This is a genomic window from Psychromonas sp. KJ10-5 (genome assembly GCF_055808325.1).
Map to the genome: position 1 here is coordinate 1769566 of NZ_CM147864.1, position 24159 is coordinate 1793724.

The 24159-nt window shown below is 38.9% G+C and carries 20 protein-coding genes and 1 other RNA gene; 10 read left to right on the forward strand and 11 right to left on the reverse strand.

Annotated features, from left to right (window positions below; translation table 11 throughout):
- The first annotated feature begins 628 nt into the window (after positions 1 to 628).
- Entirely contained in the window at positions 629 to 2620 is a 1992-nt protein-coding gene (locus AC0L3W_RS07875) for a TonB-dependent receptor domain-containing protein (RefSeq protein ID WP_290039725.1), read from the forward strand.
- 122 nt (positions 2621 to 2742) lie between these two features.
- On the opposite strand, the gene AC0L3W_RS07880 is transcribed toward AC0L3W_RS07875, so the two are convergent.
- Positions 2743 to 4641, reverse strand: a complete 1899-nt coding sequence (locus AC0L3W_RS07880) for a polysaccharide lyase family 7 protein (protein WP_409439227.1) — start codon at positions 4639 to 4641, stop codon at positions 2743 to 2745.
- Positions 4642 to 5622: 981 nt separating this feature from the next.
- Between AC0L3W_RS07880 and AC0L3W_RS07885 the strand changes: the two genes are divergently transcribed.
- From AC0L3W_RS07885 to AC0L3W_RS07900, 4 genes are all read left to right on the forward strand, one after another.
- Positions 5623 to 6120, forward strand: coding sequence for a GNAT family N-acetyltransferase (locus tag AC0L3W_RS07885; RefSeq protein ID WP_290039727.1), 498 nt, complete (start codon positions 5623 to 5625; stop codon positions 6118 to 6120).
- Between the two features lie 498 nt (positions 6121 to 6618).
- Positions 6619 to 7170 (forward strand): DUF3455 domain-containing protein, encoded by a 552-nt coding sequence (locus AC0L3W_RS07890; protein WP_290039728.1) that lies wholly within the window; start codon positions 6619 to 6621, stop codon positions 7168 to 7170.
- Positions 7171 to 7271: 101 nt separating this feature from the next.
- The gene (locus AC0L3W_RS07895) at positions 7272 to 7844 is read left to right on the forward strand and encodes a sigma-70 family RNA polymerase sigma factor (protein WP_290039729.1); all 573 of its coding nucleotides are present in this window, start codon (positions 7272 to 7274) and stop codon (positions 7842 to 7844) included.
- On the forward strand, positions 7841 to 8572 hold the full coding sequence (locus tag AC0L3W_RS07900) for an anti-sigma factor (protein WP_409439226.1): 732 nt from the start codon (positions 7841 to 7843) through the stop codon (positions 8570 to 8572). Before AC0L3W_RS07895 ends, AC0L3W_RS07900 begins: the two co-directional genes overlap by 4 nt.
- A gap of 117 nt (positions 8573 to 8689) precedes the next feature.
- Here the strand turns inward: AC0L3W_RS07900 and AC0L3W_RS07905 are convergent, their stop codons facing one another.
- Positions 8690 to 9490: an AraC family transcriptional regulator gene (locus AC0L3W_RS07905; RefSeq protein WP_290039731.1), complete on the reverse strand. Its 801-nt coding sequence runs from the start codon at positions 9488 to 9490 to the stop codon at positions 8690 to 8692.
- 89 nt (positions 9491 to 9579) lie between these two features.
- Here AC0L3W_RS07905 and AC0L3W_RS07910 point away from each other — a divergent pair, with 89 nt between their 5' ends.
- The gene (locus AC0L3W_RS07910; RefSeq protein ID WP_409439225.1) at positions 9580 to 10977 is read left to right on the forward strand and encodes an SLC13 family permease; all 1398 of its coding nucleotides are present in this window, start codon (positions 9580 to 9582) and stop codon (positions 10975 to 10977) included.
- Positions 10978 to 11359: 382 nt separating this feature from the next.
- Here the strand turns inward: AC0L3W_RS07910 and AC0L3W_RS07915 are convergent, their stop codons facing one another.
- From AC0L3W_RS07915 to rsmI, 3 genes are all read right to left on the reverse strand, one after another.
- The gene (locus AC0L3W_RS07915; RefSeq protein WP_409439224.1) at positions 11360 to 12088 is read right to left on the reverse strand and encodes a hypothetical protein; all 729 of its coding nucleotides are present in this window, start codon (positions 12086 to 12088) and stop codon (positions 11360 to 11362) included.
- A 562-nt stretch (positions 12089 to 12650) separates the two neighbouring features.
- Positions 12651 to 13023, reverse strand: an RNA gene (rnpB, locus tag AC0L3W_RS07920) — RNase P RNA component class A.
- Between the two features lie 38 nt (positions 13024 to 13061).
- Complete coding sequence (rsmI, locus tag AC0L3W_RS07925; RefSeq protein WP_290039736.1) at positions 13062 to 13922, reverse strand: 16S rRNA (cytidine(1402)-2'-O)-methyltransferase; 861 nt, start codon at positions 13920 to 13922, stop codon at positions 13062 to 13064.
- Between the two features lie 118 nt (positions 13923 to 14040).
- On the opposite strand from rsmI, the gene AC0L3W_RS07930 reads away from it, so the two are divergent.
- Genes AC0L3W_RS07930 through AC0L3W_RS07945 form a run of 4 tightly spaced genes read left to right on the forward strand, consistent with a single transcriptional unit; the run spans position 14041 to position 17696 of the window.
- A complete protein-coding gene (locus tag AC0L3W_RS07930) occupies positions 14041 to 16173 on the forward strand; it encodes a penicillin-binding protein activator (protein WP_409439223.1) in 2133 nt (710 codons plus the stop codon).
- A complete protein-coding gene (locus tag AC0L3W_RS07935; protein ID WP_409439222.1) occupies positions 16142 to 16510 on the forward strand; it encodes a YraN family protein in 369 nt (122 codons plus the stop codon). The genes AC0L3W_RS07930 and AC0L3W_RS07935 overlap by 32 nt, the downstream gene beginning before the upstream one ends.
- Positions 16511 to 16518: 8 nt before the next feature.
- Complete coding sequence (locus tag AC0L3W_RS07940) at positions 16519 to 17106, forward strand: D-sedoheptulose-7-phosphate isomerase (RefSeq protein ID WP_290039739.1); 588 nt, start codon at positions 16519 to 16521, stop codon at positions 17104 to 17106.
- Between the two features lie 8 nt (positions 17107 to 17114).
- On the forward strand, positions 17115 to 17696 hold the full coding sequence (locus AC0L3W_RS07945; protein WP_290039740.1) for a BON domain-containing protein: 582 nt from the start codon (positions 17115 to 17117) through the stop codon (positions 17694 to 17696).
- A gap of 104 nt (positions 17697 to 17800) precedes the next feature.
- Here AC0L3W_RS07945 and AC0L3W_RS07950 read toward each other — a convergent pair whose 3' ends face one another.
- From AC0L3W_RS07950 to ispG, 6 genes are all read right to left on the reverse strand, one after another.
- Positions 17801 to 18025, reverse strand: coding sequence for a zinc ribbon domain-containing protein (locus AC0L3W_RS07950; RefSeq protein WP_409439221.1), 225 nt, complete (start codon positions 18023 to 18025; stop codon positions 17801 to 17803).
- Positions 18026 to 18028: 3 nt separating this feature from the next.
- The gene (der, locus tag AC0L3W_RS07955; protein WP_290039742.1) at positions 18029 to 19492 is read right to left on the reverse strand and encodes a ribosome biogenesis GTPase Der; all 1464 of its coding nucleotides are present in this window, start codon (positions 19490 to 19492) and stop codon (positions 18029 to 18031) included.
- Positions 19493 to 19569: 77 nt separating this feature from the next.
- On the reverse strand, positions 19570 to 20769 hold the full coding sequence (bamB, locus tag AC0L3W_RS07960) for an outer membrane protein assembly factor BamB (protein WP_290039743.1): 1200 nt from the start codon (positions 20767 to 20769) through the stop codon (positions 19570 to 19572).
- Positions 20770 to 20783: 14 nt separating this feature from the next.
- Complete coding sequence (locus AC0L3W_RS07965) at positions 20784 to 21458, reverse strand: YfgM family protein (RefSeq protein WP_409439220.1); 675 nt, start codon at positions 21456 to 21458, stop codon at positions 20784 to 20786.
- Positions 21459 to 21495: 37 nt separating this feature from the next.
- Positions 21496 to 22773, reverse strand: a complete 1278-nt coding sequence (gene hisS, locus AC0L3W_RS07970; RefSeq protein ID WP_409439219.1) for a histidine--tRNA ligase — start codon at positions 22771 to 22773, stop codon at positions 21496 to 21498.
- A 240-nt stretch (positions 22774 to 23013) separates the two neighbouring features.
- Complete coding sequence (gene ispG, locus AC0L3W_RS07975; RefSeq protein ID WP_409439218.1) at positions 23014 to 24123, reverse strand: flavodoxin-dependent (E)-4-hydroxy-3-methylbut-2-enyl-diphosphate synthase; 1110 nt, start codon at positions 24121 to 24123, stop codon at positions 23014 to 23016.
- Positions 24124 to 24159: the final 36 nt, after the last annotated feature.

The window sequence follows — 24159 nt, forward strand, 5'->3', positions numbered from 1 at the left end:
ACTTTCCTCAGTAATATAAATAATTTATTACTAATAAAAGACCTCAATAAAGCCGTTTTTAATTCAATTATTCGTGATGAACGGCAAACATAATAAATGACTTATATTTTGCTGATATAAAAAAGAGCAATCATGATGGCATGCGTTCAGCGCATTAAATGCTTAAAAGTGAGGACAAAAGTGCTGATGGGCAAAAGGGAAAGTTGAGAAATACTTAGTTTATTTGCTTATAGGTATTGATTGACCTAGATCTAACCCCGAATAAGCAAAAAAATCAAAATTTAAACATCGAATGTTATTATTATTTAATACAACACAATGCTTCATTGTTTTATCAATGATTCTATTAAAAAATAAAAACATTAAAATCAACATGATAAAAATCTTTACATAACTTACATTTATTATGCGCATAATCAATATCTCTTAAATGCATATGAGAATGATTGCCTTTAATATCAATATAAAGTCTAATCCTCTGCAAATCACGTTAATGATAATCATTACCGACAAAGTAAGTTTTTATATCTATACCGTACCTATTAACAGCGTTCCTACTCTGTGTAAGTTATCTATATGATTGATAACGTTAAAATAAGTTCAGTATTATTTCAGGATGAGATAAACAATGCATAATTCATTACCATTCAAGCGCCTACCTATTACCATCATGATCAGCTCAGTACTTTCTGCTTCTGCATTTGCAACAGAGTCAGAAATATCTACGGCAACAACTTATGGTGTAGTTGAGGTTTGGGGTACCCAAATTAACAACGAAACGTCTTTATTAACACATGATATTGAATCAAAACAAGCTCACCACGTAAGTGTTTTGTTACGTGACCAAGCAGGTGTTGATGTAGGCGGCTCGCACTCACTAAACCAATCGATTAATATTCGTGGTGTAACTGAAACAGATTTAAATATCACTATTGATGGCGCAGACCAAAGTAACAATGTATTCCATCACGTTGGTAACCTGCTAATCAATCCAGATATTCTTCAATCTGTTGATTTACAAGTAGGCACAAACTCTATCATTAATGGTGGTTTGAGTGGTGGCGTAGCTTTTGAAACTAAAGATGCTGACGACCTATTAAGAGAGGGTGAAACAGTAGGAGCACGTATTTACGGTGGTTATGCAGACAATGATTATTACTCATACTCAGGTACTGTTTATTCACGTATCAATGAGCACTTTGATTTCTTAGCGTATTATAACGCGATTGACCGTAACAACTCTGTTGACGGTGAAGGTAACGAGAAACTAGGCCAAGAAGGTAAGATGCAAAATATCTTACTAAAAGCAGGTTTTAACTTCAGTGATTCAAATAGATTAGAGCTGAGTTATGACTACTACGATGATTCAGGTGACTATGCACTTCGAACCAACTTAGGTGCAGAGTATGATCCAACAGGCGCAATCTATGATATTTCATATAACAGAGAAACTATCACGTTAAACCACGAGTTATCACTCGCCCAAACTCAGATTAACTCAACACTGTACAGTAACACCATGACTTATAATCCAGATTACGGTGAAGGCAGTACCAATAATGAAGGTATTACCAACAACATAGGTTTCAAAGTATTGGCAGAGACTGATGTTCAAGCAAGTGAAGCCTCTTATACGTTACGCTACGGTATTGAAGGTCAAACACAAGATGCGGAAAGAACCACTGACGGCGAAAGAGTAGGCAATAAAGAATCAACTAAAAGCATCGCTGTATATGCAGAAAATGAAATAGCATTAACTGACAAGCTTTTAGTGACTCCAGGTGTCCGTTACGATGTCTATGCAATGGATGCAAATTCATCTGATGAAACATTCAAAGAGGTAAGCTTTGCATTAGCAGCTGAATACATGATTAATGATCAATGGACTACTCGTGCAAGTGCAACAGAGTTATTCCAAGGTCCTGCATTACCAGGTTCATTTTTATCAACAGTACATGATGACAACCCAGATCTAAAAGCTGAAACGGGTATCAACTATGAGTTAGGTTTATCTTACGAAACACTAAACTTTGCGGGTATGGATACATTTGGTTTCTCTGTTACTTTATTTGAAACGCAAATTGATGATTACATTGATAACTCAATCACTGGTAAAGTGGGTATTGAGAACTTAGGTGACGTGCAAATTAAAGGTGTTGAATCAAGTGTTAACATGCGTAAAGGTCAATTCACTAGCCGTTTAACATACTCACACTCTGATTCTGAATACACCGATGTTAATGAAGATGCTAACTCAGATTACCTAAAAACAGTTGGCCAAGCATTGGATAATGAAGTAGGTGATAGTTTCTCACTTAACCTAGGTTACACCTTCCCAAGCGTCAACGTGAAAGTAAACTGGACAAGTATGGTGACGTTAGATTTGCATAAAGATGTATCAGAAGATACCTCGAAAGCGGGTTACGATGTACATGATTTATCTATTCAATGGATGCCTAAACAAGTGCAAGACCTAACATTAACAGCTGGTATCGATAATATCTTTGATGAGCAATATGCTTCACATGCTTCTAATTACACGAGTCTAGAAGAAGATAGATACACAACGGACTATGAACCTGGACGTAACATCAAAATTTCTGCTTCTTACCAGTTCTAATTAGCCATAACTAACAGTAAATGAATAAAAAGCCCTGTCATCATGTTGGAATGACAGGGCTTTTTTATTGTGTATAAAATACTCGTTATAAAATAACTGAGTTAATAATAATACAGGCCTTATTAATGGCTAACATCAATCACTTTAAACGTAACCGATGCATAATCAGGCGAGCTTGTTCCTGTTTTATTTTGGTTATATAAACCGGCTTTAAAGTACATGTAATCATCGGCATAAAAATCATCAATGGTGATCGCATCCGTGTCGCTTGATACACGAATTAACTGCTTAGATCGTGTTTTAGTATACTCAATTGAATCAGCAGTCGTATAAGTGTAACCGTCATGCCATACCGTTACCTTTAATTGGTCACCTGTTAGGTCAATCTCATAACTCCACTCATCACCCAAAGCAATACCGTTTTCTGGCTCAACTGGGTCCCCACTTGCATCTTGATCCGTATCGTTTTTATCAGTAAAACCAATTACATTAATACGATCGCCTGGGTCACCGCTAGAATCATCCACAGTAAAGAATACAGAGCCTTTTTCATGCTCAGGTAATTTACGGTAGTAGATTTTCACTGGCTCATGATCTTCACCATGAATTTGGCCAACGATAATACGACCAATTTGATCTTCACTGTCCGCATCAACCGATACCGTATTGACAATTAACGTCGCTTTCATGTTGCCGTCAACACCACCTACCAAGTCTTGATTGCTTTCAGATGCTTCACTAGTTACCCAATTGTTTTTAGTAAAGCCTTTAACGTTTGCATCACCGCCATCTGTGTACCTTGCCATCAACTCACGTAATTCAGAGCGAGGGTAAGTTGAACCACCAGAGCTGGCAGCATCATTAGCGACAGTAAAGGTAGGACAACCATCTTCCCAAGTGATCTCTTCTGCTCCATTTGAGCCTAATGTTTTGTTATCCACTAAGTCTTGAATATCATCCACATCGTTCATCGAAACACCGTCACCGGTTGTGTAACCCCAAATTGACATATCAATATTACAACTGCCAACGAAAGTCTCTTCAACCGTTGACTCTTCTGTTTCCTCGGTTGTGTCTTCTGTAATCGATTCCTCTACTCCACCATCAGAACAACCTAATATTTGTGTTTCAACGATACTATTCCACGTTGAACCTGCAGAATTACCAGAGCCTGTTACACGAACGTAACGGGCTTCAGAATCAGTGACATCAATACTTTCATAACTTGTATCACTGCCTGACGATATACCACCAGCGTAAACCGAAGACCAATTGCTGTTATCTGTTGATGTTTCTATGTCGAAATAAGAACTACGCTCACTGCCCTTATACCACTGTATTGCTAACTCTTTTACAGATGCTTCACCACCCAAATCAAAGGTAATGGCTTTGCCTACTCCCTTTGAAGACCAACGAGAATCACTTGTGGTATTTTTATCAATCGCATTTTCAGGACCATGACCATCGTTAGTACCATCATCACTTGCTGAATCTATCGCTAATGAAGCACTACCACTACACGTGCCTGAATCAATACTTTCCTCAACCGATTCGCTCGACCCAGTACTAGTTAAAGCAAAGTCATCAAAACGCGCTTCATCACCATAATAGTTGCCAAAAATAGTAATAGTGGTTGCGGAACCAGAGTTAAAAGAGGCAGTCACAAGTTCATAGTCATCGCCACCACCAGTACGTGTATAACGCGTGCCATCTACTGTTGCACCTATTTTCCCTGTGCCTTTGATATATGCTGTCAGTTCATAGTCCGTATTAGCCTCAACTGATACATCTTGTTCAAACTTACCGCCATCGCCAGTGATCTTAGCCGCTTTACTACCGCTACGTTGATCACTAGAAATTGAGGATGGGTCTGTATCTATCCAGCTATCGCTGGTAAAACCATCTTCAAAACCAGCATTTACAATGCTAACAGATGCCGCATTAGCTGCTGGGATAGCAGTGACAGATAATGCAGCAGCAACAAGCGCTGTTGTATATCTAAGTTTTGTATTGAGTTGCATAAAAGATTTCCTTAAGAGTTAGATTCCATAGAAGTGGTAAAGCATTAATCTCCTATCATTGATGAATTTAAAAATTGTTTATCGCATAAAATGCGCGGATTAGGATTAGACAATTTGTAATACTTAACAACCAAAAGGAGAGAAAAAAGCGACCAAAAACAAAATTTCAACTGACTTAACGTTCATTGCTCACATTTATGACTAATACAGGATTTCTTTATTGAACTTACCAAAATATAAGTAAACAACTGATAAATAACACAAATAAAAACATATCTAAAAAATATGTTATCAAATATATTTTACTCTGCATTAACACTCAATTTGAGCTCAAAATACTTTGAGTAAAAGTAAAAGATAAACAACAAAAGTATTATTATTATAAATAACCAATACTTCAGTAACTTGAACAATAAAAAACCAATAATCACAAATTATCCTCACTACTGAAAAACACAAAAACCAAATCATTTTTCATACAATACTATAAAAATAATGATGTCATGAGAAAGATGAAAGTAAGAAATTTTATCAATATAGACTGTGCCTAGATAAATGGAGACATCCCCGTTATAGCAATTTTATTAAATAATAGATTTGAATGTTACGTAGGGAAAATGATTTTGTTTAAGGCGCAAGTAGCAACGCCCATTAGCAAACTTACAACGAAGCAATAAATTATTTTAACAAGCAAAATAGAGCAATTAATGAGTGTAATTGGTATTCACTACACTTCTATTCAGTTAATCAAAAAAGCAGTGTTAAAGCTGAGTAAACCACCTTCTCACTCACTGAAAAAGTGCTGAGGCCGTAACCCCAAAACCTACCTTGTGATATGACAATAAAGTATTGATGAGATGGTACTAATTAATAAACCGCTATATTGTATACTGCCTATTCCATTAACTAGCAGAGCTATTTTAATGATGAAAACAACTACATTGACATTGCAGCGTTGATAAAAATAAGGGGCATCATTATATGTACATCATAAAAGCAGATATGAGTCATCTACAGAGCTTTCTAGTCTATGCTAAACAATGTGCTGAGGATGGCTTACCTTTATATTTATCGACCATTGAAAATCATCAAACTTATTTTAAAAAACGATTAGATTATGCAGAAGGTAAACAGCTACCAGCAGATTGGCCTCCCATATCGACCTACTTCTATATTAAGTCGAATCATATACTAGGTGCGATAAGAGTTCGTCATGGAACAAATGAAAGTATAGAAAATATAACTGGCCATATCGGTTTTGAAACCCTCCCAACCGCCAGAGGCAATGGCATTGCTTTCACAATGCTCAATTGGGTATTAACCCATGTAATAAAAGAGCAGGCGATCATTACCTGCTCTGATAAAAATATCGCGAGCAAAAGACTGATAGAAAAGAGCGGAGGAAAATATTTAGGTTATTTTTATTGTGAAAATAATAAACAGAAAATATTACGCTACCAACTACAAAGTAAACACTAAAGTTCATGCTAGCAGACCAAACAAACAGTCGCAGGTCGCTTCTATTCTCAGGACTGTAGCTAATTTACCCTAGGTATTAATCTGTGAGTAGCAGTCTTAGGATCGCTTATCCTTATCAGCAGCTAAGCTATTCGCTCCTTTTCAGCCTTCCAGTATGCCAATCTCCGTACTTCTCTATTAATTTAGATGAATGGACAACGCTCCAAAATATACTTCGCATATTTCCTAAAAAGCACCTATTAATAACAAAATTATTTAATTTCATATAACTTATTAAAAATAATAATGTATAGGCATTAAAAATAAATCAATTTAACTTCAACAACTTAAGAGTTAACCATGGTACTTACAACTCCTATTCATCGCCTTTTTTAAAATAATTTAACTTTATTTCACTATTGCTGCATCCAAAACAGCTTGCTGATTGTAGTACTTAATAACAGTAGAAAAATGACTGTTTTTCAAATTCTACATTTACCAATTAAAAGGGAAACGACAATGAAAAACCAATACATGTTGAAAGCACTAAAAATGACAGCTGCATCGGTATTAATGGCAGCAGCTAGCCAATCTTATGCAGGTACTTTTTCTCAAGATAATTTACCAAGCGAAGTACGCGTACCCGCAGGAAACAAAGTCGCAATGTTTACCGCTGCAAAAGGCAATATCACGTGGGAATGTAAAGTAGATACGTCAGACGAAGAAAAAGCAAAATGGGCGTTTGCAGGTCCTCGTGCCATCTTAAGCGATAACAAAGGTAATCATTTAGTGTCTTACTTTGGTCCACCAGCAACATGGGAGTCATTAGATGGTTCATCGATCACTGGTAAACAATTAGCAGTATCACCTTCAGCAAAAGGTAGCATTCCAATGCAGTTAGTAAAAGCTAATGAATCAGCTCGCCCAGGCGCATTAAAAGATGTTACTTACATACAACGTATTAATTTAAGCGGCGGTGCGGCACCTGAAACAGGTTGTAATATGGATAAGGTCGGCCATAAAGTCGTGGTTAATTACTCTGGTGAATACCTATTCTGGAAAGCAAAATAAGCATTCATTCTCACCTTTGGAAAACTATTTTCTAGAGTAACTGAATGTAATGCCTTAATATGCCCAGTAACCTACTGGGCTTTTTTGATTAAGGAAATCATTTGTCATCATCAACAGGATTTGATTATGAAGGCGTACTACAACAATGTGCAACGGGTGATCGTCGCGCTTTAATGCAATTGTACGAGCAAGAAGCATCAAGGTTACTCACTGTGGTCACGCGCATTCTGAAAAACCAACCGTTATCGGAAGATGTAGTGCATGATGCTTTTATTAAGATTTGGAAAAATGCAGATGCTTATCAACAAGAGCTAGGCTCTGCCCGTGGTTGGATCTACACATTAACCCGTAACTTAGCGTTAAATGCACTTAAACATACAAATCGCCAAGTATTAGCCGAGCCAGAATTTCTACTCGACCTCTGCGATAACCAAGTGTTAGCCTCAGCGGGGCAAGCCGACGACATGACAGAATTAGCAGAAGATCATCTTGCCCAAGCGTCGCTGCAAACTTGCTTAGAACACCTAGAGCCTGAACGTAAATTATGTGTATTACATGCTTATGTTGACGGTTATACACAAGACGAAATTGCTAAATTGATTGATAAGCCACTTGGCACAGTCAAATCTTGGATCAAACGCAGTCTAAATGCTTTAAAGGAGTGTTTACAATGAACAAAAAGACATACAAAACTCCTGAGATAGATGACGATTTAGCAGGACAATATGTGCTAGGTACCTTGACGGCTGATCAACGCCATGAATTTGAGCAACGTTTAGCCAACAGCATTGAATTACAAAGACAGGTGAATCAATGGCAAGCGCACTTTTTATCGCTAACCGATAGATTAGATCCTATTACCGCACCTCAACCTTTATCTGCACGAATTGAACGTAGCCTAGATGAGCTTGAAAAGCAGCCTAAACCAGCAGTGCAGAGCACAACTAACCCATTACTCTCTTTTTGGCACAACCTGTCCGTATGGCGTGGCATTTCAGTGGCCTGTTTAGTATTGGTAATGGTCTTGGGTTTCAAATTACAAACATTACAACCAGTCCTAAGTGAACCAACTTATATTGCCGTATTAGTGCAGCCAGAAGATAAAACGCCAGGCTGGGTAATACAAACTAGTCACAGTAACCAAATGCAGCTAGTGCCATTAGGTGCAGTGGAAATACCAGCAGGTAAAGCATTACAGTTCTGGACTAAAGCAGAAGGTTGGGATGCTCCTGTCTCATTGGGTTTAGTGAAAAAAGGCGAAACGCTTAAAGTGGATATCAATAAGCTACCACCACTCACTGAAAACCAATTGTTTGAGTTAACCCTAGAGCAGGAAACCGGCTCACCAACGGGTAAACCAACGGGCCCAATCACCTCAATCGGCCGCGGTATTTCAATGTAATAACGATGCGATTAACTAAGATGGGAACACAACACCAATAACCAATGTTGTGTTCCTATTTTAGGATTTAACGATAGTCAGTCATTACACAACAACCTATCTCAAGCCCCCTTATAATTAACTTCTACCTGCATAGGCTTGTGGTGTAAAACCAAACTGCATTTTAAAAGCATGAATAAAACTACTGACACTTTTATACCCTAACTGATGCGCCACTGTCGTAGAACTTTCACCTTCGTTTAACTGCCCTAATGCATTCATCAATTTAAAGCGACTTCTCCATTGTCGGTAGGTCATCCCCGTTTCAGCTTTAAATAAGCGCTCCATAGTACGAACACTCGCCCCTGCTAATCTTGATAAATCAGCCAAAGACAGATTGTGTTGTGGGTGCTGTACCATATAACTCACCAAACGTTGCAAACGCGGGTCTTTACCGGAATGAATATACACATCACTCCTTTCTAATATTGCTAACTCATCTATCGCTACTAGCCCCAAATGCTTAACTCGTTGCTCCGTTAACGGATTTTTCTGATCAGTTAAACGCAATATAATCTCTTGCATTAATGGAGTCATGGTTAACATGGCAATATTCTTTTCATGCTTTCTAACAGGATAAAAAGGGTCAATATAAAGGTTGCGGATTTTAGTGTCCGTTTCACTACTCACTTGATGGGTAATACCACCGGGTATCCACATCGCATGTGTAGATGAAACTACCCAAACCGCCTCTTCACCGCTTACTCTAAGCACGCCTTGCTCTGACCATAACAATTGTCCACGCGGATGATCATGCACCACCATTCCGGCTTCGGCTCGCATATTTCTGCCATGAGAAAGCACAGGTTGTTCTGGGTCGATAATGTATGCCATCTCACTCGGCGGCAACCTTGTCGCATCAAGAATATCATTTGTCATAATTCACACTTAAAACGTCATTAAAGTTTGATTATCATAACCATCAATGACCTAGTTACCAACATTTTCGATGATCAAGGATGCAACAAGTGGAAAATAAAATCGGTATTAAGAAGTCGATCGCATTCGTCTTTATCCTATTCGCTGTTTATATTATGTTATTTCCCATGGCTGACCAGCCTGCTGCCTTCTCCTATAGCGCTGCGGTCATTTTAATTACACTTACCTGTTGGAGTGCGTCATTGCTGCCGCCCTTCTTAACAGGGTTAATCTTTTTTGCGTTAGCCATTACATTACAATTAATCGAACCTAATTTATTGTTTGCAGGATTTGGCTCCACTGCCGTTTGGTTAATTATTGCGGGGTTCATTATTGGCTCAGCTATCTCTTCATCAGGGTTAGATAAAAGACTAGCAGCTGTTATCGCACCACATCTCACCATCAGCTACCCACGCCTGATAGCAGGGCTAGTGGTCAGCGCTATCATGCTAGGGTTTATTATGCCCTCATCCATTGGCAGAGCCGTGGTTTTGATTCCAGTAGGCATGGCACTGGCTGAAAAAGTAGGATTTGTGCAAGGTAGTAATGGTCGCCGCGGCATTGCAACAGCATTAGCCATTGCTTGTAACATGCCAAGCTTTGCAGTATTGCCTGCCAATATTCCCAATATGATTTTAGCTGGCTCTAGTGAAAATTTATTTGATGTCCATTTTGGTTACATGGAATATTTGTTACTGCACTTTCCTATTTTAGGCTTAGTAAAGTCCTTAGTATTAATTTGGTTAGTGCTAAAACTATTCCCTGCCACCATCAGCGCATCTGAAAATTCAACACAAGCAGAGCAACAAGCGACTGAGTTTGATCATAAATTACAATTAAAAGTATTAGTCATTTTAGGTATTACCCTACTATTTTGGGTCACTGACTCATTGCATGGCGTAAATGCAGCTTGGGTGGGTTTAGTTGCTGCGATTCTTCTATTAATGCCTAAATTCGGTGTTTTAGAAGCGAAGAAATTCAATAGCTCAATCGACTTTGGCACCGTGATATTTGTCTCTGCCGCGTTAGGTTTAGGTACTTTGGTAAATGTATCCGGCGTCGGAGAGACCATGGGTGAAGCATTTATCCATCTACTGCCAAGTTCCCTTGAAAGTACTTTTTTAAGCTTTATGTCCTTGTCATTAATCTCAACTGTCACAGGTTTAGTCACCACAACGCCTGGTGTGCCGACAGTATTAACACCTATGGCAGCTGATTTTGCACAGGCAACCGGCTTTTCAGTTCCAGCAGTATTAATGACACAAGTGATCGGTTTCTCGACGGTTATTTTCCCGTACCAAGTTGCGCCACTAATTATTGCCATGCAACTGGCCAAAGAGTCACTGGCTAGTTTGTTAAAAATCACCCTACCACTAGCACTGATCACCATTGTGATATTAATGCCACTGGATTACCTATGGTGGAACTTATTAGGTTGGATAAATTAAGGTTTGGGAATGGTTAAAGGTTAAAGGTTAAAGGTTAAAGGTTAAAGGTTAAAGGTTAAAGGTTAAAGGTTAAAGGTTAAAGGTTAAAGGTTAAAGCATGCAGGCTAACTCGCCCAGCGCCCCAAGGTCAAAACATGTTTCGTCACTTTTAAAGTAATAGTTAAGTGGGGTAATTAAGGAAATAATTAAAGACAGAAAAATCTTATGTGACTCGTCAAAGTTTATGGGTGTCCCATAGTTCTACCCACAAACTTGAATAACTTTTAGTGCTGAATCAACGCCTATAGTATTATTTTTTATAATATTGAACTCCCTTAAACTATGATGATATACCGTTTCAGCTTATCTGATTGGTACGGGGAGCCCAATTATCTTGTTATGTTTATATTTTCGCATATAAATCATCTACTTGATTAATTATATGCTCTTTGTATATTTTCTCATATAGTACATTCATTTTGTTAACAACAAAGTCATTTAAGTATTCAATTAACTTTTGATACCTTTTAAACGAAGACTTTGACAGAGAATTTACATAATAACTATCAACACTTATGGCAGGTGGAACTTTATTACTCAAATTCGGATGGAAAACCAAGCTAACCGAAGATGATTCTAGATCCGTATTACCACCATGCGCGATATATTGATTTCTTGCCTCAATTAATTGTTCATGTAGTACTTTTAGGTCTTGAGTTTCCGTATTAAATACGGCGGATTTCTCTAGTTTAAGACGACGACCACTTGCTGATGCAAAACATTTACCGTATGTAATAACTAATGAAATATAAAGGGACTTTCTAATCAATGCTGATTCATCATCAGAATCAAAAATATAACCGTTATTCTCACCTTGAATATCAGGAGTATCGGAAGCAAGCTCTGCCCCGATAGAAGCCATTTTCATTAACTGTTTAAGATCTTTTTGAATTAAAGAGTAACGCCCTAAAGTGTCTGATTTTTTCCATGAAACTTCATATGATGGGCATTTTTCATTATTTAAATAAAATTCTTTTACATATTTATTGGAGTCAGTATTTAAAGTCCACTCCGAGGTAAGGTCAGGTATAGGAGTACCGGATGAATTAAGTGAAGCCTGTTTTTTCTTCATATATTACAACTCTACGCTTATAAACATAACAGCTTATTAAACCGAAAAATTCCATATTTCCGGTGGAAATACGGAATATATTAATTTGCTAAAATTAACATAACAATACCTTTATCAACCATAAAATCAATCAATTAAGTTATCTTATCAAATCTTTATCATGGGATAGATGAAAAAAGTCCGAATTAATAACGATAATATGGAATATTGACTCCTCTGTATAAAAAACCGTCTCCAACACCGAACCAAAATGAGCTTAGTATTAACATGTAAAGAAGTGAGTTCATCGCTTAACTCTTCATCTAGTCCAGTAACATTACCCTGTACTTTGTCCCCTTTTAACCTTGTACCTTGCACCTTGTCCCCTTGTAACCTTGTAACCTTGTACCTTGTAACCTTGTACCTTGTAACCTTGTACCTTGTAACCTTGTACCTTGTACCTTGTACCTTGTACCTTGTAACCTTGTAACCTTGTAACCTTGTCACCTTGTACCTTGTACCTTGTCACTTGCTCCAGAAACGAAAAAGCCCCTAGTTTATTTTCATAAACTAGGGGCTAAATGGTTGGAGTTAGTCGATAAGCCGGGTTCTGTCGTGAATCGTCATTCGTCTAGGCCTGTAATCGCTCACAGGCTCAAGCAACCTACCCGCTTCCAGTATGGGCCATACCTCAGGAAGCCTATTTGGTCTTGCTTCGGGTGGAGTTTACCTTGCACTAATGATTACCCATTAGCCGGTGCGCTCTTACCGCACCCTTTCACCCTTACCTACTAATAAATTAGCAGGCGGTCTCCTCTCTGCTGCACTTGTCGTTAGCTCGCGCTACCCAGGCGTTACCTGGCACCCTGCCCTTTGAAGCCCGGACTTTCCTCCCCTCTAATAACACTGATAACAAGTTACCAACCCATTAAAGCGGCGACGATCTAACCAACTCCGCGGCGGATTATACGGAAACCAATAGAGATAACAAGGGCTAGAGGTTCTCTAAACCCCATTTATATAAGTCATTTTTCTTAAGGTGGTGAATTTCAGCTGTGATCGCGGCTGCTTTTTTGAGCGGCAATTCTTTTTTCAATAATGTTAGCGTTTTAATGGCATCGACAGACAGTGCATCTTGCTCTTTTGCAGCACCAGCTACCATTAACACAAATTCACCACGACAGTGGTTAGTATCTGAAGCTAACCATTCCAACATTTCACCTGCTGGTAACGCGTAATAAGACTCAAACATTTTAGTTAATTCACGCGCAACCACTAATTTTCTGTCTTCCCCCATGATATTAATTATATGTTTTACGGTATCCTGCATACGGCGAGGAGATTCGTAAAAGATCATGGTTTGAGTTTCTTCTGAGAGTGCTGTTAACTTCTCTGTTTTTGCTTTTTCTTTAACAGGTAAGAACCCTTCGAAAGAAAAGCGGTCAGAAGGTAAGCCAGCGGCTGAAAGAGCAGTAATTGCAGCACATGCACCAGGTACAGGTACAACATCAACGCCAGCTTCTCGGCATTCATTAACTAAATGATAACCAGGGTCGCTGATTAATGGCGTACCAGCGTCAGAGATTAATGCAACAGATTGACCTGCTTTTATTTTTTCAATCAAAACACTACCGCGTTGACGTTCGTTGTGGTCGTGTAATGGAAAAGTAGGTTTACTGATTTGATAGTAGCTTAATAGTTTACCACTGTGGCGAGTATCTTCGGCAGCAATTAAATCGACGTTTTTTAAGATTTCAACGGCACGATAGGTAATATCGCCGATATTACCCAAAGGAGTGGCGACAATGTACAACTTTGCGCTTACTTCGTTATTTAATTGATTATTTTCAGACATATTCGACTCTAATAAGTGTTAAGGATTGTTTAACTAAGTCGGCAATATTACACTATAGGCATCTTGATACCTATCTGAAAACTGATCTTGAATTAGTTTGATTAAAAAGGACAATAATTTGACCACTGCAAATTTATCTAAACGTGTTATACATTTCTACCTTGTTGCTTTGAGCATTTTGCTTATTTCAGCTTGTACTGGTGTGGGGCAAGATAAAAAAGGCGCGCCTACTCTGTTCACTGAATTCTATGAAACAGCGGAATACTTACTACAAAAAGCAGAGGAAGTGAAAGAACCACAAAATACTGAATGGCAGTTAGCGGCAATACAGGCGCTAACCAAAGAAAGTAAATATGTTTTAGCTGACTCAGTGATTGAATATTTACAAAATAAAACGCTGAATACACAGCAAAAGAATCATCTTTTATTATTGATAGCCGATAATCAATATGCACAGAACCAACTTGATGACACAATGGAAACATTAAAACGTATTGATCCAGAGCTAGTTTCTGTTCCAGCTAAATTACATTACCTAAAACTAAAAACTGAACTGCATGTGCGAAATAAAGAGCATCAAGCAGCAGTGGATACGTTATTTGAATTAACACCGTTATTAACGGTGAGTAAGCAAAAACAACAATACAACGACTTAATGTTGTCAGAGTTAAACATGCTTGATCCAAGTGTATTAAACCAGTTTAATAGCACACCTGTTAATAACAATAAAAGCGCGACTTCGGCACCTGTTTCAGATGTAACAAAAGGTAATGCCTTCGACAGTGAGCTAGCAGCAATTGAAGCGGAATTAAACGCACGTCAAACAAACAATACAAATGAGACTCCTTTAACCGATGAGCAAGCCTTTGTTCAAGGTTGGTACTCGTTAGCAAGTATCTACCACCGTTACCAATTACGTACCAATCAATTATTACGTGGTGTAGAGGCATGGAAGTTACTTTACCCAGCGCATCCTGTGATTGATTACATGCCATCACAATTGAAAAACATTCCAGAAGCGAGTCCTTACCAGCCAACTAAAATCGCAGTGTTATTGCCACTCACAGGTCGCTTTAAGAAGCCAGCACAAGCCATTCAATACGGTATTAGTTACGCCTTTTATAACCAAGCTGATGATAAAAAGCGTCAACAGGAAGAACAAGATGCAGGTTATGATACGAGCCTAGTAAACAGTGCTGGTGATGCACAAAACATTAGTTCTGCACGTTCAGACAGAGACTACATTGCAACCCCACCACACATGTTATTCCTTGATACAAACAAGATGAGTATGCAAGAAATTGCAGACCAGCTACACAGCCAGCATATTGGATTTGTTATTGGTCCGCTATTAAAACCTAATGTAGAAGTACTACTCCCTTTAGTGAAAGATATTCCTGTATTAGCATTAAATGGTTTTCCTGCGGATCAGCGTACTTCGTCAATTCACTATGCATTCCCACTATCACCAGAGGGTGAAGCCGAGCAAGCAGCTGAAGTTATCTTTCAAAACAAGCATAAAAAACCATTACTGTTAGCACCAAATTCTGATTTTGGTCGCCGAACAGCGGCAGCTTTTGAAGCACGTTGGAAGTCATTATCTGAAGCACAACAAGCAACAGATGAAACCGTTGAGAGCTACCCTGCTGAAACGCATTACTTCTCTAAAGATTCTGACTATGGAAAGTTCTTAGCAAGTGCATTACATACGGATCAAAGTAAAGAACGTATTAGTCAGATGCAAGGTATGTTGGGCAGAAAACTAGAAGCTGAAGCAAGAAGTCGTCGTGATGTTGATGCTATTTATATTATCAGCAAACGTAGTGAACTGCTCTTCATTAAACCTTTCCTATCGGTGACTATCAGTCCGTTTGCTGAGAATATCCCTCTGTATGCGAGTTCACGCAGTCATTCAGCAGATATTACTAATACACAGGATAAAGAACTTACTGGTTTAACTTTCTCAGATGTGAATTTCTTAATTAATGATGAATCACAAATGAATGAAAAAATTCAAGCAATCTGGCCAAAACAGCGTTTAGGTACATTACGTTTATTCGCCTTAGGTTATGATAGCTACAACCTAATTGAGCAACTCAAACCTCTACAAGTGATAGAAGGCTACAAGTTTCCAGGTTTAGTAGGAGAGCTGACTTTGGATGCGAGCAATACAGTGGAGAGTAAGTTAAGCTGGGCGACCTATGAAGACGGCAATTTAGTTGAAGTTACCTCGCCTCTTTCAAGCCAGTAATACTCGCGGCGTTCAAGCCGAACAACAAGCTCTGGCGTTCTTACAAAAACAGGGCTTGTTGTTAATATGTCAAAATTTTTATTGTCGGTTTGGTGAAATCGATTTAATCATGTCAGATCAAGGCACCTTGGTCTTTATTGAAGTACGATATAGAAAAAATCAGGATTTTGGTGGGGCAACAGCTTCCATTACACCGCAAAAACAGCGAAAATTAATAAAGACCGCTAAGCATTATTTATCACAGCTTGATGATGAACCTTATTGTCGCTTTGATGTTATTGCTATTAGTGAGTCAGCAATACAACCGCAATGGATACAAGATGCATTTCAAGAGTAATAAATCACATGGTTAATGAAAAAATCCAAGCTCACTTTGCAGAGAGCATTCAAACAAAAATCGTTGCCGCAGAAGCCTTACCAGAACAAATTGAAGCAGCGGCCATTTTATTAAAAGATTGTTTAATAAACGGCCACAAATTATTAATCTGTGGCAATGGTGGTGCAGCAGGTTTAGCACAGATATTCGCGTCACATTTACTAAATAAATATGAAACAGACCGCCCTGCTCTGCCAGCGATTGCGATCACATCTGATTCATCTTTAGTATCAGCAATTGCCAGTGACAGTCACTTTGACCAAATTTATGCACGTCAAATTTCAGCCTTAGCACAACCGGGTGATGTGTTAATCACTATCAGCCACGGTGGTAATAGCCGTAATATGGTGAAGGCAGTGGAAACAGCATTAAGCAAAAATATTCAAATAATTGCCATGACAGGTGTTGATGGCGGTGAGATTGCCGGCCTGTTAGGCACAGATGATATCGAAATTCGTGCACCAAGTGATAAAGGTGCGCGTATTGAAGAGATCCACATGTTAGTAGTAAATTGCTTAAGCGATTTAATAGACCAACAGTTATTCCCTCAATATTAGGACAGACAATGAGATCACCTTTTTATATCGTTACACTTTTATTGTCCACACTTGCGTTACAAGGCTGTGCCGGAGGTTTAATCGTTGCAGCAGGTACTGCTGTAGCAGTAAGCAGTGATGAACGCAGCATTGCACAACTAGTGAAGGATGATGACTTAGCAGAAGCAGCTATCGACGCCATCGTTGCTTCAGATGCTTATAGTAAAGAGATTCGCATTAATATCGTCGCCAATAATAGCTACCTATTATTAATCGGTCAGATTGATTCTCAAGAGCACAGTAATGAGATTGAAAGCTTATTAAACAATATTAAGGGGGTGGCAGGTGTTTATAATCAATTACGCATTAATCAACCGATTAGTATTGTGCAACAAACACAAGACACTTGGTTAACCACTAAAGTGAAAAGCCAATTAACAGGTCACGACAAGATTAATCCATTAAAAATTAAAGTAGTGACTGAAGATGCGGAAGTATTTTTAATTGGCCAAGTAACCAAAGAGATGTCTGACTTTGCCACTGAGATCACCAGTAATATTGATGGTGTAAAGCAGGTAGTGAGAGTGTTTGAGATTATCCCAGCTAAATAGCTCGGCTCTAATCAATCATCCTCAGAAAAATTCTCAAAAGCAATTTCCATAAATTAAAAAAGGAGTGTATCAACACTCCTTTTTAATGGCTAAAAGTCATTTTATTAAGCATCAACCAATATATAACTTGCCGAAGATTTACTCTTTAACTCATTACAATGGTCACACCAAAAATTAACAGCGCCACAGGCTTTTAAACGCTGTAATGCTTCCCCACATTCATGACACTCGATACTAAGTATAAAATCAGTGTGGCATGCTTCACAGTGGCGTTTTGACTCACCACTACGAATTAATTCTGATTCACAATGCGGGCAAAGCAATTGCATTTATTACTTCTTATTATGATGACGCATCATACGTTGACGCTTATACATTTGATGCGGCGTTAATTTGTTACGACGACCTTCAAATGGGTTGCTACCTTCTCTAAATTCGATACGAATTGGCGTGCCCATAATGCCTAATGTACGACGGAAGTAATTCATTAAGTAACGCTTGTAAGAGTCAGCTAATTTCTTCACTTGGTTACCGTGAATTACGATTAATGGAGGGTTGTAACCACCCGCATGCGCATAACGTAATTTAACACGACGCGCCCCAACCATTGGTGGCTCATGGTCATCTGTTGCCATGCCCATAATACGTGTTAGCATCGCTGTAGAGATACGTTTAGTTGAAGACATATACGCCTCTTCAACTGATTCAAACAAGTGACCTACCCCTGTACCATGTAACGCAGAAATAAAGTGTATTTTAGCAAAGTCGATAAAACCTAAACGACGGTCTAATTCTGTTTTAACACGCTCTTTATCATATTCTGTCATGCCATCCCATTTGTTCACGGCAATCACTAATGAACGACCTGAATTTAAGGTATAACCTAATAAGCTTAAATCTTGATCTGATATACCATCACGAGCATCGATAATTAACAATACAACGTTTGAGTCTTCAATTGCTTTTAGGGTTTTAATTACAGAGAATTTTTCTACGGTTTCATTAACTTTTTTACGCTTACGTACACCAGCAGTATCGATCAATACATATTCACGTCCATCACGTTCCATTGGAATATAAACACTATCACGTGTTGTTCCTGGCATATCGTAAACTAATACACGTTCTTCACCTAAAATACGGTTAGTCAGTGTTGATTTACCTACATTTGGACGACCAATTAATGCTAATTTAATGGGTAAGTTTGCAAGGCGCTCTTGCTCTTTAGCAATTTTGTCTTCGTCTTCATCATCGTATTCTAATGCGAATTCGTACTCATCAACTTCATCTGTTACTGGGTTTTCTTCTTGGAACTCTTCTAGTGCTGCATCAATCATCTGACGCACACCTTTACCGTGTGCTGCAGCGATTTGGAAGATCTCACCCAAGGCTAATGCGTAGAACTCACCACACATTGAGTCAGCATCGATACCATCAGTTTTATTAGCAACCACCATAACTTTTTTATTTTGCTTACGCAGGTGTGCAGCAATCGCTTCATCAGCTACAGTTAACCCCACACGCGCATCTACTAAAAATAAAACTGCATCCGCTTCTTCGACAGCAATCAGTGATTGCTCTGCCATTAATGCATCAATCCCCTCTTCATCGCCTTGAATACCACCGGTATCAATCACGATAAACTCAAGTTCTTCAACTTTCGCCTGACCATATTTACGGTCACGCGTTAAGCCAGGGAAATCGGCAACTAACGCATCTCGGGTACGTGTTAAACGATTGAAAAGCGTAGATTTACCTACATTAGGGCGACCTACTAAAGCGATGACTGGTAACATATATTTTGAAATCCTATAAAACTAAAAAAGCCCCATGCACAGCAAGGGGCTACAGTATAGCGTAAAAAACGATTAAATTATTCTACATTTAAAATCGGTTTTTCAATGGCGATTAAATCACCACTACGTGTTTGTAAATAAAGATGAGTCGAGGTTGCAACAGGCTCAATATAAAGCCCATCAGAATCTAACTCTTGTTGTGCAACAAACTGCCCCGTTTCACGGTCAATCCAGTGTAAATAACCTTCAGCGTCTCCAACAACAATAAAGTCATTCGCGACTGTTACACCGGTTAGATTACGATAAGCAAGTTGCTTATTAGACCAATTTTGCTCGCCGTTGCTACGGTTAATTGAAAATACATAACCTCGATAATCTGTAAGGTAAATATCACGGCCAGCAACACTAATATCATTGTAACCAGAATAAGGCTTAGCCCATAACTGCTCACCTTTTAACAGGTCGATAGCCACTAGATTACCATTATAAGCCAATGCGTAAACGGTACCATTAACAATCACCGGTTTCATATCTGCGTCAGCTATGCGATCTAGTTCAGTTGCACCATAAGCTCGTGCCGCTGGTAATTGCCACAGAGGCTGACCAGTTTCTAATAATGCTGCTGAAACATAACCATCAGCGCGTCCGTAGATAACCCCACCTTGTGAAATACTTGGAGTTGCACTACTACGTAATGTTAATCGAGGTTGTGCGTTAGGCAATGCCCAACGTTGTTCACCGGTATCGCTGTCTAATGCAACGAGATCACCACGAGAAGTATGGATTACGACTAAGCCACTGTCATAAACAGGCTGTGCAATCACCTCACCGGTGACTTCACTTACCCATTTGATGTCGCCTTTTTCTTTATCAATGGCAAATACTTGTGCATTTTCAGTACCAACATAAAGTGTGTCGAAATCTATGCCGATACCACCTGATATACGAGCAGAGCGATTAAATTCGTTAGATTTATGATCATCTAGGTCAATCGACCAAAGTTCTTTTCCTTTCTTAACAGAAAAAGCAGCCACTTCACCATCTCGCGCAGCAACATAAACTGCATTATCATCTACAGCAGGTTGTAGTTGTGAATAATATTTATCCACGCCATCACCGATACTAGTTGACCATGCTATTTGTGGTTTGTAAGTTGCTTCAAACACTGGCAATTCAGCCATTACTACCACATCTTCGTCACCGCTAAAAATAGAACAGCCACTTAACACAACAGCACTGGTAGCAATAACGGTGATATTTTTAACCCATTTAATCATGATTTTATCTCAGTTTATTGCGCGTCATCTAATTTAGGTGCTGTTGCCTTTTTCTCTACAGCTAAATCGTTTAATTGTAATTGCAATACTGGATCGACACGCCCTTCACTTGCTTCAACAGCAGTTTGATATGCAGAACGAGCAGCGTCTGTATCACCTTGTTTTAGATAGATATCACCTTTAGTTTGATTTACTTTCACTAAAAAGGCTTCATTTTCTACCGTGTTCAAAGTGCTTAATGCGTCGTCGTATTCACCCAACTCAGCGCTAACACGCGCTAAACGTAATGCGATGATAGGTGTTAATGCCGCATATTCATTACTTGCCAATAACTCTGTTAATTGTGTTTTAGCTAGCTCAAAATCACCTGCATCTACTGCTTCTTTAGCTAGTAGTAATGCACCTAATGTTGCGTAGTTATTGCCTTCGTTTTCAGCAACAAACTGTTTTAATTCACTACTATCGTGCGCTTCACCTTGAGCATTGAATTTTTCAGATACTTGTGCAAATTCAATAGATGCTTTTTCTTGGCTAGCTGTTACGCTTTCACCATAGTAACGCCATCCCCATAAACCTGCTAAACCGATTACCGCACCCACGATGAGCATGGTGCCGTTATCACTCCACCATTTTTTAATGGCATCAACTTGCTGTTCTTCTGTTTCGTAACCTTCGATAATATCAACCACGTGTATTCCTTACTTATTCTATATTTTGATGAATAATTTATGCAAAGTAGGTAGGTAATACCTGAACTAAGCTATCAATTGCAACGGTTTTTTGTTCTGCATTACCCTGCAAATCTTTCATTGTTACTGTGCCGTCTTCTAATTCACTTTCACCGATAATCAACGCTACTGACGCACCACTTTTATCTGCACGTTTCATCTGCTTTTTGAAGTTACCCGCGCCACAGTGATGCATCATTTTTAGGTGAGGTAATTGATCGCGCACTAACTCTGCCACTTTGAAACCAGCAACATCGGTGTTTTCACCTACTAGAATGCTGTAGATATCAACATCGCCTTTCACATCACCATTAAGCTCTAATGTTTCTAGCATTAAGATAATACGTTCAAGGCCCATTGCAAAACCAACTGCAGGTGTTGCTTTACCACCAAGTTGTTCTACTAATCCATCGTAACGACCACCAGCACAAATAGTTCCCTGAGAGCCAAGGCTTGATGTTACCCATTCAAATACGGTGCGGTTGTAGTAATCTAAACCACGAACAATACGTTCATTGATCACGTACTTAACACCCGCAGCATCTAAATAAGCTTGTACTTTAGCAAAGTGCTCAGCTGTTTCGTCACCAAAATAATCCGATAGTTTCGGTGCATTTTCTAATAATGCTTGTACGCCTTCATTTTTACTATCTAACACACGTAATGGGTTAGTTAACATCCGACGTTTACTATCTTCATCTAATTGATCTTCATGCGCTTGTAAGAATTCAACTAATTTCTCTTTATAAGCATTACGTTCTTCATTGCTGCCTAATGAGTTAAGTTGTAATTCAACATGCTGTTCAATACCTAATGCTTTCCATAAGCGAGCAGATAATAAAATGACTTCCGCATCGATATCTGGTGTGGCCATGCCGAAAGTTTCAATACCTACTTGATGGAACTGACGGTAACGCCCCTTTTGAGGACGTTCATGGCGAAACATAGGACCGATGTACCACATTCTACGTTCTTGATTGTATAATAAACCATGCTCATTACCCGCACGCACACAAGATGCTGTACCTTCAGGGCGAAGCGTTAAGCTATCACCATTGCGGTCATCAAAGGTGTACATCTCTTTTTCAACGATATCAGTGACTTCACCGATAGAACGTTTAAAAAGATGTGTACTCTCTACGATTGGCATACGGATTTCAGAATAACCGTAACTGCTCACGGTTTGTCTAATTAAGGATTCTAGTTTCTGCCAAACTGGGGTTTGCTCAGGAAGGGTATCATTCATACCACGAATAGCTTGTATCTTCTTTGCCACAATGATTTCCGAATTCTGTCGATGAATAAAAATACATTTAAGATGTATTCTCAATAAATTTGAGAGTCATTATAAGGAAGTTTACGGTGAGATGGAACAATACAACTCGGCTTTGCCCGTTTAAAGTCTAATAAAAAGCCCAAATATTCAAAACATTTGGGCTTCGGCTAAAATATTAAACTATTTACTAATATTTATTTTATATTAAGCAGTTAACGTTATTGTCGTCATTTTAAACAACTAGCTTTTAATAATAATGTTGCTTTCATCACTTCGGCTAATTCGCGCGCGAATTCTAGCTTCCATTTGGTCAATCACTTTATCATTATCAAAACGGTCACGCTGACGTGTACCATCTTCATAGAAACCACTTTTGTTTTTACCGCCTGTAATACCTAAGTCAGAGACTAATGCCTCACCCGGTCCATTTACTACACAACCAATAATTGACACATCCATTGGCATCACTACATCTTCAAGACGTTCTTCTAGTGCATTAACGGTTGCAATAACATCAAACTCTTGACGTGAACAAGTTGGACAAGCAATAAAGTTGATACCGCGACTACGAATACGTAATGATTTAAGGATATCAAACCCAACCTTGATCTCTTCCACTGGGTCTGCCGCTAATGATACACGCAATGTATCGCCAATACCTTGCGATAAAAGCATACCAAGACCCACCGCAGATTTAACACTGCCACTACGTAAGCCACCTGCTTCGGTAATACCAAGGTGTAATGGCTGAACGATCTGTTGAGCTAATAATTGGTATGACTCTACGGCCAACAATGCATCAGAAGCTTTTACGCTGACTTTGAATTGGTCAAAGTTCAGACGGTCTAATATATCTACATGACGTAGTGCAGAGTCAACTAATGCTTGCGCTGTTGGCTCACCGTACTTTTCTTGAATATCTGCTTCCAATGAACCGCCATTAACACCAATTCGAATTGGAATATTATTATCTCGTGCACAATCCACTACACTGCGAATACGTTGTTCATTACCGATATTACCAGGGTTAATTCGTAAACAATCAACACCGTATTCTGCCACTTTTAAGGCGATACGATAGTCAAAATGAATATCAGCAATTAATGGAATATCACATTGTTTTTTAATTTCTCTGAATGCTTCCGCAGCATTCATCGTTGGAATAGAAACGCGCACCATATCAGCACCCACAGCTTCTAATCGTTTAATTTGTGCAACCGTTGCCTCAACGTCCGTGGTCAATGTATTAGTCATCGATTGAACGGTAATCGGCGCACCGCCACCCACAGGGACATTGCCCACCATGATCTGTTTAGAGTCGCGGCGTTTAATTGGAGAGGTATGGCTCATTGTATTTACTCTTAAAAAGTTAAAGATCGAATAATA